Below are 12,240 nucleotides of genomic sequence, written 5' to 3'. Positions count from 1 at the left end.
GATGAGGGAAGAATATGACGACAATAGAACAGTTAGAAAAACATTTTAAAATAAGAAGAAGTGCTTCTTCTATCATGATAAAAGAAAATAATGCAGAGGCTTTTACAGAAGAGCAATTAAAAGAGATCATGCAATATTGCGTTGCTGAGGCTGAAAAAGAGGGGGTAGAAAAATTACATTTTGAGATCTCTTCAAAAAGTCCAAATTATGATGTGTATAAGAAATGTTTTGAAACGTATTCATTTGAATATGTTACTGAAAACATGATTGTATTTAAGGATATATATGAAGTAGAAGATGTAGAAAGTGAAATTGATTTTAAGCTGATTGAAGAAGTAGGAGAGGATACTTTTTATTCTTTTTGGAACGAAATGACGGAAGAACAAGTCGACTATAATCAATTTGTACATATGATGGAACAAGAAATTGGTGAGCAATGGAAAGAACATTGTTTAACAGCAGTTGCAAGCGAAGAGCCAATAGGAATTGTAATCCCGCATATTGAGAAAGGTACGTTAGAAGAAGGGAAACTTATGTATTTCGTAATGGCTCCAAATATGCGAAATAAAGGGTACGAAGCAGCATTCTTTACAGGTGCAATGTTTGTCTTAAAGGAAATAGGTGCATCTTATTATATTGGCGAGACAAATGTACAAAATGAGTGGATGAAGGATGTTTTTGGGAAGAATGGATGTCAGCTGCTTAGTTCTATTGAGCGATATGTGAGGAAGTTTTAGGAGGATGAATGATGTACTCTCTCGAACTCATTTCGAGGCAATCCGTGTACAAATTATGAACAAGTAAAAGAACTTTTTGCCTGTTTGTAAGATAAAAAGAAAAATGAGAACGAAAAAGTAGATATTCCTATAATACAATAGAGAAAGATTCGATTATAAGAGAAAGCGTTGGTGAAAGAATGGAGCAGCAAGAAAATTGGCTACAAGCAACTGTAGAACGAAATGAAGATAATATGTTACATATAAAGTGGGAAAATAATATAGAAGAAGTACGCATTTATTGGAGTACTTCACCAGATTATATTGAAGAAAATGGAGAATTACTTGTAACTGTAAACGGGGAATCATCATGCACTATTGAAAACCCGAGTGAAAATGAACGCCCATATTTTAGACTAGTAGGAAATAATGGACAAGCAGTGACAGTAGCTGAGCGTAGATTGCCACTACAAGGAGCGTTTAATTTCCGTGATATGGGAGGATATGAAACGACAGAAGGCCGTAAAGTAAAATGGGGCAAATTGTACCGTTCTGAAGAATTAGCGGGACTAACAGAGTGGGATATTGCGTATTTACAGAAGTCTGGATTAAAGTTAATCTGTGATTATCGTACAGACTTTGAAGTGAAGCATAAGCCAAATCCAGAGATTACAGGTGCTCGTCAAGTATGCTTACCAGTTATGCAAGACTTGGCGAAAGACTTAAATATAAATGAGTTTTTCCAAGTTGGTGACCTTTCTCTGTTGGGGAAACCAGGTGAATATCTTGTGAAAATGAACCAAGATTTCGTAAGTGGTAACGAGGCGTTCGTGAGCTTCTTACAACTTGCACAAAATCCGGAAAACTTACCATTAGTAAACCACTGTACAGCTGGAAAAGACCGTACTGGATTTGGATCAGCATTATTACTACTTCTATTAGGTGTGCCAGAAAAAACAGTAATGGAAGATTATTTACTAAGTAACGGTTTCCGTGAAAAATTAAATGAAAAAATGATGGCCTTTTTAGGTGCAAAACTACAAAACGATGAGAGTAGAGCGATATTAGGTGCAATGTTTGAAGCACGCGCCGAATATTTACAAGCTGCGATTGATGGAATCCATAAGCAATACGGATCAGTTGAAGCATACGCTGAAAAAGCTCTTGGCTTTACGAAAGAGTCGTTAGAGGAAATGAAAATGTTATTGTTAGAAGAAAAATAAGAAGAAGGGAGGCTGATTTGGATTAGCCTCCTTTTATTATTATTGCTATAATTTTGTTTATGAGGATGTTGTGCACCGAGGAGAAAATGGATGAAAAGAACTTACGAATCGGGGGATAAAATGATCCATACACGTTTAAAAGCAGAGGAGTTAAGGGAAAGTTTAACAACAATATTAAGTCAAGAATATAAGGAATTAGCTGTGCAGGATTTAAAGGTGATTGGAACGGGAGTGCAAAATATTGTTTTTCGCGGAGATTCAGGAAAGGGACCTTTAGCATTTCGAGTGCCGTGGGAAAGAGAAGTAGAAAATATAAATGAAGATTTATTTAATAGTCGGATTTCGTTGCAAAAGGAAGCAGAGCTTTCTAAGTATTGTCATTCAAAAAGTATTCCAGTACCAAGTATACACAGATTGCATCTTTCTACCGAACTTGATTTTTTAATATCGGATTATGTGGCTACGGATCATATGCCAATTTCGGCATACGAAATAGGGAAGTTAGTCAGCAAGCTTCATAGTATGCCAATTGAAGGTTTACATTACGAGCAGAATATTAAAGAGCCAATTAGTAAGTATATAGCGGAACGCATTGTGAAACGAGTAGAAGGTTTTAATACAATTACGAATTGTGGTATTAAACTTCCAGATGCACAAACAATTGAACATATTCTTAGTACAGCTAATCATGTAAAGTGTTTATTACATATGGACATTCGACCAGCCAATTTAATTGGGTATAATGGAGAAGTTAAAGCAATAGTTGATTGGGATAACGCTTTAATTGGTCATCCGTTATTGGAGCTTATGAGAATAGCTGAAACAAATGAGGTTAGTTGGGATGAATTTAAAGATGGATATAAGAATGATAGTATCTTTAATGCTACCCCTCATATTGTTAATTTATTTTATAGACTAGATACAGCGGTCATGCTAGCAAACTTATTTATAGCAGATTTGAAAATAAAGGATAAAGGTGTATTCTATAAAGAGCGAGTCAAAGCACTTTATAATGAAATATATAAAAGTTTATAATGAAGCTATGAAAATGAAGTTTTGAAAATAGGAATTGAGGAGAACATCATGAAATACAACGTTATATTATTCGACGTAGACGATACATTATTAGATTTCCCTGAAACGGAAAGAAACGCATTACATAACGCGTTTGTACAGTTCGGCATGCCTACAGGGTATAATGATTATCTTGCAAGTTATAAAGAGATTAGTAATGGGTTATGGAGAGATTTAGAGAATAAAATGATTACGCTAAGTGAATTAGCGGTAGATCGATTTAGACAATTATTTGCACTTCATCATATAGAAGTAGATGCGCAGCAATTTAGTGATGTATACCTTGAAAACTTAGGGAAAGAAATACATCTTATTGAAGGTGCAGTGCAATTATGTGAAAATCTACAAGATTGCAAGCTAGGTATTATTACGAATGGATATACGAAGGTGCAACAATCGAGAATTGGAAATTCGCCTTTACGTAACTTCTTTGAACATATTATTATTTCTGAAGAAGTGGGGCATCAAAAACCAGCACGTGAGATTTTTGATTATGCGTTTGAAAAGTTTGGGATTACGGATAAATCAAGTGTACTAATGGTTGGAGATTCGCTAACTTCTGATATGAAAGGCGGAGAAGATTACGGCATTGATACGTGTTGGTATAATCCGAGTTTGAAAGAAAATATGACGGGTGTTAAGCCGACTTATGAAGTGGAGAGTCTGCTACAAATTTTAGAAATTGGGGAAGTGGCGGAAGAAAAGGTAGCTTCATTTTAATTGTGCTGATATTTGTCGAAAAATCGATATATTGAAAAAATCGTTGATATATTGTAAGTTGTGATAGATATATTAGAAAAATCGTTGATATATTGTAAGTTGCGATAGATATATTGAAAAAATCGTTGATATATTGTAAGTTACGATAGATATATTAGAAAAATCGCTCATATAAGTTCATATACTAAGATATAGAATAAAAAATAGCGCTACTATACAAGGTCATTCACGTGTTATAATGCGTGAATTAAATATACGTATATAAATAGTTTCTCAGAGTAATGCGATGTCATGTATGATTAGTGTAACAACTAGAGGTGAATAAAGGATGTTAACGTTTTTATTTGAGTTAGACAAAAGTCTCCCGCAGAAGGATGAGTCACGGTATGATGCTTATTCAAAGGGCTTTATCGAAGGAGATGTAACGATTTGCGCGAGTGAAAGAGTACTTTTTCAAAAGTCATGCATGAAGGTTGCAGAGCTCGGCATTTATTTAGGACAGTGGATGGAACAAGTTCAATACGGGCAGAACGTACATATGAATTATGAAACGGCTGACCGTGATGAGATAATTCTTGGTTTTTCCTATGAAGAGGAAAATCAGTGGAGAATTTATTCCAGTTGGCAACAATTTGAACTTCAGGAACGTATATCTACTACAGCATTAATAGAGAGCGTTGGGCGTTGTTTATATGAGCTAAATAAGGAACTGCGTGCGATAGAATATCCTGTGACGTTTGATCAGTACTTAAGAGGAGAGCGAATGATGCAGCTTTCTTACAAACGACCGTGTGATAGTAAAGCGGATACAATATCAATAGAAGTTTATAATGAAAGCAAACAAGTAGGCGTAGTACGGGGCTACTATAAAAATACGTTGATGAGAGTACTAGACTTCATTCCAAAAATCGGTAGTAATATCATTTATGAAATAAAGGATAGTAAGGATAATATTCGCGTCATTGCAAAGGATGTAAGTAGGCAGCGCCAAAGAAAGATTTTAGTAACGTACAAAGATAATAATGATGCAGAGCATGAAATACTTGTATGTGACGGAAAGTTATTAGACGCAAATTTCTTATTTACCTTTACATATAAGAGAGAAGAATATGTTGTTCACAAAACTTCAATTGGGCTTGGAAAGTTATTACGAAAGGGCTATGTAATCGCAGATTGGAATATTCGTCTTGAGGAAGATATGTATTACATCGAGATGAATGTGTATGATGATGATTATATAGAGGATCAATACTTACTGTTAGGCGTATTTCATGCAGTTTTATATGGATAATCAATGAGAAATACCGTCATTCTTTTTGGAAAGAATGATGGTATTTTTTTATGTGATTATGGTGACAGGATGCCTTTAATCAATCCTCAAAAATAAAAATCTCATCAATCTTACTATGAAGTGCTCTCGCTATATCGTGAGCAAGTTGTAAGGAAGGATTGTACTTTCCTTTTTCAAGATGGCTAATTGTTTCACGGCGTACACCAACGCTCTTTGCTAAATCTTCTTGTGTCATATGTAGCTTGGCGCGGTATTCTTTTATTTTCGTTACGAACGCCATGGTACATCTTCCATTTCATCAACTGGTTTATCGTAAAAGAACATAGAGAAACCGAACGTAAGAATAAGTGTAGCGAAAATAACAGCAATATCAATCTCTTGTAAAGTAGGGTTTGGAAATAACATTTCAATAAACAGAATGATAGCGGTAGTTAGTAATGTAACGATAAATGCATTGCGGCACGATTTATTGACAATTTGTTCAAACAGTTCATCGTGTTGAACCGTTCTATACGATGTGAAGAAGGAGAAGAAACAGAACATAGTAAAAAATCCTTTTTCATAAAAAAATCCGAGAAAACCGAAGAAACCGAGAAATCCTAAATATTTAATCCAAGTTGTTTTCATAAATATATCCTCCTTATCATGTTAGAAATAAATCACATTATGTTATAAATATATCACGTATAGAAATGTATGGTAATAATAGTTTTCCAATTCTTTTCATAATAATAGTAAAAAGAGGAAATATACTGCGAAATAAAGAGGATAATATTGTAAAATGATTGTAAGGAAGGGGAGGAAGGAATGCTAACTTGGATCATGATTGTTGTATTACTTGTAGTGATTACTGTAATTGCGACGGTGTTAATTGGGAGAAATGGTGATGCGAATTATAGTAAAGCGACAAAAGGAAATATTAAACGTCTTACGATGATTTATATTATATTAGCCGTCGTTTTAATTGTTGGATTAGGGGTGTACATTTATTTTAAAGGTTAAATAAACTGAAAAATGTAAAAATCTCAAAATAGAAGTATGCTATAATATCAATATAGTTATTTGGTAATTAAGGAAAGGATTGGATGGAATGATTGAAATTACGAATGTGTCAAAAAGTTATAATGGGTCTACCTATGCAGTAAAAGATTTAAGTTTATCTGTGCCTAGCGGAGAAATCTTTGGTTTTTTAGGACCGAATGGTGCTGGTAAATCAACGACAATTAAGATGATTACTGGTATTCATGGGGTGGACAAAGGGACTATTACGATTAACGGCAAAAATATTATGGAAGAGCCGATGGAAGCGAAGAAGACGTTTGGTTATGTTCCTGATAGCCCAGATATGTTTTTACGATTAAAGGGAATTGAATATTTAAACTTTATGGCAGATATGTATGAAGTGCCGAAAGAAGTGCGCCAAGAACGAATAGAGTCTTTAGCGAAGAAATTTGACCTTTATAATGCTTTATCTGATCAAATTCAAAGTTATTCACACGGTATGAGACAAAAGATTGTTATTATTGGTGTGCTCGTGCATGAGCCAGATGTATGGATTTTAGATGAACCGTTAACAGGGCTTGATCCGAAATCTGCCTATATTTTAAAAGAAATGATGAGAGAGCATGCGGATAAAGGAAAGATTGTATTTTTCTCTACACACGTATTAGAAGTAGCGGAAAAAATATGTGACCGGGTTGCTATTATTAATAAGGGGAATTTGCAGTTTAAAGGAAATTTAAATGAAATGAGAGATCATTTTAAATCCAATGAATCACTTGAAAAAATGTTCTTGGAGATGACGGGCAATGAGTAAAATTTGGACGTTAACGAAAGTATTATTGAAATTAAATTATGCAGATTTCATAACAGATAAGAAGAAGCGATGGGCATATGTATTTTCATTTGCAGCTATTTTATTTGTTGGTTTTTTAATATTTGGTTCGATGACGCATGGAATGTATGAAGGTATGAAACAATTAGGGCAAGACCCAGGAATGATTATCGCAATGGGACTTGCGATTGCGAGTATATGGGTATTTTTAATGAGTATTACGAACATTTTAACTGTATTTTACTACAGCAATGATATTGAAATGTTATTGCCGTTACCATTAAAACCAGCGCAAATTATTTCGGCAAAATTTTTAACGGTATTAATTACACAATACGTAATGAGTTCATTCATTTTATTACCCATCTTCATTACGTACGGTTTAAAAAGTGGCGCGTTTATTACATATTACATATATATGATTTTTATTTACTTACTTTTCCCGATCGTGCCGTTAGTATTAGCTTCGTTACTGATGACAGTAATCATGAGGTATACAAATATAGCAAAAAATAAAGATCGAGGAAATATATTTATTGGAATCGTAAGTATACTATTTATTGTAGGAATTAACGTATTTATGCAGTGGAGAAATAAAAGTGCGTTTTCTGGAGACGGGGCTGCGGAATATCTTGTAAATAATCAATCTTCTCTTATAGTACAAATGACAAATTATTTTCCAACTACATATTTTGGAGCAGTGGCATTAGTAGAAAGTGCAAATTGGAAGGGACCTTTATATGTAATGATCTTTGCCCTTATTTCATTTGTCTTCTTTGTGTTGTTTTATTACATTGCAGAGCGTACATATTTAAAAGGGGTTATTGGACTTTCAACGAGTACAGCAAAAAAAGAGGTCATTTCAGCAGAAGGTTTACAGAAATCAACCGTACAAAGTTCACATTTGAAAGCGTATGTGAAAAAAGAATTTAAAACGTTATTCCGTACACCACAATTTTTCTTAAATTGTATCGTACAAACTTTCGTTATGCCGATTATGTTGTTCTTTATTTTATTTGTACAAGATGGGAATTTAAAGTTTATTACAGAGTATATTAACAATCCAGAGACAACGGGGTTTGCAATCGGTGTTGGTCTTTGTGCATCGTTATTTTTGATGGGTAGTAACGTCATTGCAACGACGTCATTTTCACGTGATGGAAGCTCATGGTTTGTGAATCGATATTTACCAGTAAAAGCTTCGGATATCTTTTTTGCGAAAGCGATCACTGCTTGGTTAATTAATGTGATTATTTTAGCAGTATTTGGTATTACGATGGCAGTTGTAGCTGGAATTTCTCCAGTCTTCATGATACTGTGGTTTTTACTAAGTGCGAACGGGTTGTTATTAATTAATTTAATTGGAACACGCTGGGACGCACAAACTGCAGATATTCATTGGGATACAGAGCAGAAATTATTTAAAAGTCGATATACAACTTTGTGGAATTTTTTAGCTAATATTTTAATAGCTTTAATTATTGTAGCCGGAGTAAGTGTATTATACTTCTTCCTTCAAGTCGGACTTTGGGTTATGTTTATCGTTTTATTTGCAATGTTTACGATTGTAAATTATATCTTTATTAAAATTTTAAAATTAGGTGCAGAACGTATATTGTCAAATATTAATTAAGAAGGTAGATCCTCTGTATTCGTGCAGGGGATTTATCCATAGATGGAGGAGAAAAGGTGAAGAAAATAGCAATTGTAACAGGGGCAACTCGTCTGAATGGAATTGGTGCAGCTGTATGCAAGGTGCTTGCTCAAAAAGGGATAGACATTTTTTTCACATACTGGTCTCAGTATGATAAAGCGATGCCATGGGGAATGAATGATCAAGACCCCTTTTTGTTGAAGAAGGAGATTGAAAGTTACGGTGTTCGATGTGAAATGGCAGAAATCAATTTATCACAGTCTTATTCACCAAATCGTTTGTTTTATATGGTATCAGAACGATTAGGTGATCCATCTATTTTAATTAATAATGCAGCGTATGCTACTCATACGAGAATTGAGGAATTAAATGTAGAACAGTTAGATAAACATTATACAGTGAATGTTCGGGCAACTATGTTATTAAGTTCATTATTTATAAAACATTATGCATACAAGAAGAGTGGAAGTATTATTAATCTTACTTCAGGGCAGTCATTAGATCCAATGCCAGATGAACTAGCATATGTGGCAACGAAAGGAGCAATTGAAGCATTTACAAAATCAGTAGCACCAGTTGCGATGGAGAAGGGGATTACCGTTAATGCCGTTGATCCAGGACCGACGAATACGGGGTGGATTACAGAGGAATTAGAACATTATTTAGTATGGAAATTCCCGCAAGGTAGAGTTGGAGAATCATTGGATGCTGCGCGCCTAATATCTTTTTTAGTAAGTGAAGAAGCGAAGTGGATTACTGGGCAAGTCATTCATTCGAATGGTGGTTTCTCATAAAAACATTATGTTAACAATTGTTGAGAAACAAAAAAATTAAGATATTTATATTTTTTTGTATAAATAAAATGTCAAGAAAGAGAAAAATTTGATAGGAGAGTATATTGTCATATGAGGATAGTAATTCTTGATGTGACAATATACTCTTTTTCTTTTACAGCAGAGAGGAAAAATGAAGTAGAAGAAACTCGAATATTCAAATCGGTTTATCAGTTTTTGTACGTATTATTATGAAGATTACTGTCGGAAAGATGGTGATTCGTATGAAAAGGGATTTTTTAAGGGGAAATAGAATCGTAAAGGGGAGGATAAATTAAGTAAACATAGGGGGATTTATATGAAAATGAAAAAGGTCGCTATCGCATCGATAACAATTGGTACAATGCTTACTATGGCAGCTTGTAGTCCATCAGCAGATAAAGAGGCAGAAAAGAAAGAGCAAGTAACAGCACAAAATGAAGGAGAAACAAAAACGACAAGTACAGATGAAGCGTCAAAAACAACGAAAGATACTGAAAAAGAAACAAATACTTCTTCAAATGAAAAAACAGATAAGGATGCAAAAAATACAAAAGAATCATCTGGAACAGAAAATAACGGCAAAACGACAAAAGAAAAAGAAACGACAGGAAAAACGAATGAGCAAACTACAAGTGGCAAAGCAACCGATCAAACTACTAGCGGGAAAACGACAGACCAAACGACAAGTGGAAAGACTACTAAAGATCCGAAGAAAAGTGTTGCTGTGAAAACGAACGTAAAAGAAGTCGTTACATTAATTGAAAGCTTAGACAAGCAATTAGCTGCTAACCCTAAATTAGAAACAGTGAATAAACTTGGAAAACAAATTAATGAGAAGTGGGATGTCATTGAAAAAGAGTTAGAAGCATCACATCCGACGGATTCTAAAACAATCGGTCAAAGTATGTATCCGTTAATTGTAGGCGCGGAAAAAGAAAAGATCGATATTACGAAAATGAAGTCGTTAACGTCGAAAACGAAAAAAGATTTAAATCAGTTATTGACGAAGTTATCGTAGTATGAAAAAGCCTACTTGTGTGAGTAGGCTTTTTACGTTGTTGTAATTGTATAAAGTGGGAACATATTTATTTTTTATTTTCAATTACGATACGAAATGAACCGTATGCTTGTTGACTGACATAATGATCTTCACTAACTTTATAAGGAAATGGGAATGCGACTAGTTGAAAATTACTTTCCTGTTCCACTGTAGGTAGTGTGAAAGTAAAAGTTTGTCTCGTTTCTGGTGCCACTGTAGTATAAGCGACGTTTTTATTATGGAATAATTCAACTTGTTCCCAATCTTTAAAGGCCACGATTGCATAAGGTATTTCATCTTTTGTTTCATTTCCGTTCGATAGAGTTAATGTTTCACCTTCCTTTTCAGAAAATACCGTTTGTAATTTCTCTTCATTGCTCGTAACAAATAATGGCTCATAAAGACCATCTTTTAAAATAGTATTTGGCTGTATAGGGGTAGACTTTAATGTTTCACTTTCTTTATGAGGATGATGTATTGAATATCGCATACTTAAAATCTCTTCTAGTATAGACGCTTTATGTAAGTCATTATCTTTTAACTTATATTCAGGTTTTTTAATAATTAAAAAGGCTAATTCGCTTGCGTTAGGAGAAGTGTGTAAAGAGATTTTCGTAGTAATCGAACTATTTGGTTTCATATCGAAAGAGTAGTGTGATAGTTCATTTACAGTATTTTCTATTTTGAAAGGTTTTTGTACGTAATCTTCTAGAACAATTAATCCATACTTTCGGTCTTCGTCAATATTATGTATAAAGGATAACGATACGTTAATTGTATTATTCTCACTAGTAATTTCACTACCGTTGTTAATATGTTGGCCTTGATTATCCTTCAAGCCGTATGAAATAGTATTGGTTTGTTTCTCTCTCTTATTTTCTTTGGAAGGTGTATAAGGTTGTATAATTGAAGCATGGAACAAAACATACATTGTAAAGAAAGAAATAAGTAAAAAACCGATAATGATATATATATTTTTCATAAATAACACCTCAATATATTTAAAATATAAGAGAAAAAAGATATGCAAGATGCATATCTTTTTTCTCTTTCTTACCAGGAAGCTTTTGTTTCGTGATTCACATCATTATAACCATTTAATTTATAGGTATGATTACCAATAGCGTAATCATCTCCATAATAAACGCTTGTGTTGGTCGCTGTAGCACTTACATAAGATGATTTTTTTGCATTATTACTTTTCGTATTCACTAATGAGCCATCGCCATTGAAAGTCCTTGCTTTTGCATAAATATAGTCTTCGGTCGTAGTTGATTTCGATTTAGCAACTGCATATGGGTTACCAAAAAAGGGAGTATAGACGCTAATGTTAGAATCATTCTTAGGTGTAGCTGCAACAGTCAAACTAGAAACATTGGATGTTTTTGCTGATTGAATTGTATCAAAGTCAACTAAAACAGGCTGCTTGTCTGTAGCACCCACCTCTGAGGCACTTGCGTTATTAGTAAAACCAAAACCTAAAACCGCTAACCCTAAAGTTGTCACCGCTAAAGATTTTTTCATATTCACTAATTTTCCCACCTTTTTTAATTTTTGAGTTCGAACTCAACTCATACAATATACGAAAAATTCGAAACTCTCAACAACCTATCCGATACTTAACTTTTCTTTTACTTTTGATTTAACATATCTTCATTTTAATAATTTGAATATAGCTTTAACTGCTTAGCGAACATGGAAATAGGGTTACCAATATGAAATTCATGTAAATGTAGATTTACACTTATAGAAGAGCACATGAATGAAAAGTAGGGTGGTAATGAAAGAGAGTTAGAAGAATGTAATACAAAACAATCGGATTATGTATTCATTAATTGTAGCGGCGGAAAAAGAAAAGATAGTAAAGGAGAGTA

14 protein-coding genes are annotated in these 12,240 nt (G+C 33.8%); 10 read left to right on the top strand and 4 right to left on the bottom strand.

Features of this window, described 5'->3' with window-relative positions:
• The first annotated feature begins 14 nt into the window (after positions 1–14).
• From BTOYO_RS02815 to BTOYO_RS02795, 5 genes are all read left to right on the top strand, one after another.
• The gene (locus BTOYO_RS02815) at positions 15–737 is read left to right on the top strand and encodes a hypothetical protein (RefSeq protein WP_000207394.1); all 723 of its coding nucleotides are present in this window, start codon (positions 15–17) and stop codon (positions 735–737) included.
• A 179-nt stretch (positions 738–916) separates the two neighbouring features.
• Positions 917–1,939 carry a tyrosine-protein phosphatase gene (locus BTOYO_RS02810; RefSeq protein WP_000437654.1) on the top strand — a complete coding sequence of 341 codons (1,023 nt, stop codon included), beginning with the start codon at positions 917–919 and terminating at the stop codon, positions 1,937–1,939.
• Between the two features lie 90 nt (positions 1,940–2,029).
• Complete coding sequence (locus BTOYO_RS02805; protein WP_000831897.1) at positions 2,030–2,974, top strand: phosphotransferase family protein; 945 nt, start codon at positions 2,030–2,032, stop codon at positions 2,972–2,974.
• A 48-nt stretch (positions 2,975–3,022) separates the two neighbouring features.
• Complete coding sequence (locus tag BTOYO_RS02800; RefSeq protein WP_000876835.1) at positions 3,023–3,733, top strand: YjjG family noncanonical pyrimidine nucleotidase; 711 nt, start codon at positions 3,023–3,025, stop codon at positions 3,731–3,733.
• A gap of 328 nt (positions 3,734–4,061) precedes the next feature.
• Positions 4,062–5,024, top strand: a complete 963-nt coding sequence (locus tag BTOYO_RS02795; RefSeq protein ID WP_000955128.1) for a tubby C-terminal domain-like protein — start codon at positions 4,062–4,064, stop codon at positions 5,022–5,024.
• Positions 5,025–5,103: 79 nt separating this feature from the next.
• On the opposite strand, the gene BTOYO_RS02790 is transcribed toward BTOYO_RS02795, so the two are convergent.
• Together BTOYO_RS02790 and BTOYO_RS02785 are read right to left on the bottom strand one after the other, a co-directional pair.
• Positions 5,104–5,304, bottom strand: coding sequence for a helix-turn-helix transcriptional regulator (locus BTOYO_RS02790; protein ID WP_000896289.1), 201 nt, complete (start codon positions 5,302–5,304; stop codon positions 5,104–5,106).
• Positions 5,292–5,651 carry a DUF3796 domain-containing protein gene (locus BTOYO_RS02785; RefSeq protein WP_000859203.1) on the bottom strand — a complete coding sequence of 120 codons (360 nt, stop codon included), beginning with the start codon at positions 5,649–5,651 and terminating at the stop codon, positions 5,292–5,294. The genes BTOYO_RS02790 and BTOYO_RS02785 overlap by 13 nt, the downstream gene beginning before the upstream one ends.
• Before the next feature lie 180 nt (positions 5,652–5,831).
• Between BTOYO_RS02785 and BTOYO_RS02780 the strand changes: the two genes are divergently transcribed.
• The 5 genes from BTOYO_RS02780 to BTOYO_RS02760 all read left to right on the top strand — a co-directional run bounded on the left by BTOYO_RS02780 (position 5,832) and on the right by BTOYO_RS02760 (position 10,345).
• Complete coding sequence (locus tag BTOYO_RS02780; protein WP_000958861.1) at positions 5,832–6,026, top strand: hypothetical protein; 195 nt, start codon at positions 5,832–5,834, stop codon at positions 6,024–6,026.
• 88 nt (positions 6,027–6,114) lie between these two features.
• Complete coding sequence (locus BTOYO_RS02775) at positions 6,115–6,840, top strand: ABC transporter ATP-binding protein (RefSeq protein WP_000570205.1); 726 nt, start codon at positions 6,115–6,117, stop codon at positions 6,838–6,840.
• Positions 6,833–8,491, top strand: a complete 1,659-nt coding sequence (locus tag BTOYO_RS02770) for a putative ABC transporter permease subunit (protein WP_000036866.1) — start codon at positions 6,833–6,835, stop codon at positions 8,489–8,491. The genes BTOYO_RS02775 and BTOYO_RS02770 overlap by 8 nt, the downstream gene beginning before the upstream one ends.
• Before the next feature lie 56 nt (positions 8,492–8,547).
• Entirely contained in the window at positions 8,548–9,306 is a 759-nt protein-coding gene (locus BTOYO_RS02765) for an SDR family oxidoreductase (protein WP_000716977.1), read from the top strand.
• A gap of 337 nt (positions 9,307–9,643) precedes the next feature.
• Positions 9,644–10,345: a hypothetical protein gene (locus BTOYO_RS02760; protein WP_000782530.1), complete on the top strand. Its 702-nt coding sequence runs from the start codon at positions 9,644–9,646 to the stop codon at positions 10,343–10,345.
• Between the two features lie 67 nt (positions 10,346–10,412).
• On the opposite strand, the gene BTOYO_RS02755 is transcribed toward BTOYO_RS02760, so the two are convergent.
• Positions 10,413–11,348, bottom strand: a complete 936-nt coding sequence (locus BTOYO_RS02755; protein ID WP_000790517.1) for a hypothetical protein — start codon at positions 11,346–11,348, stop codon at positions 10,413–10,415.
• Positions 11,349–11,419: 71 nt separating this feature from the next.
• Entirely contained in the window at positions 11,420–11,896 is a 477-nt protein-coding gene (locus tag BTOYO_RS02750) for a hypothetical protein (protein ID WP_001056344.1), read from the bottom strand.
• Positions 11,897–12,240: the final 344 nt, after the last annotated feature.

This window comes from Bacillus toyonensis BCT-7112, assembly GCF_000496285.1.
GTDB lineage: Bacteria > Bacillota > Bacilli > Bacillales > Bacillaceae_G > Bacillus_A > Bacillus_A toyonensis.
The sequence above is the reverse complement of the archived record's forward strand: the minus strand, read 5'-3'. Positions and strand labels throughout refer to the sequence as shown.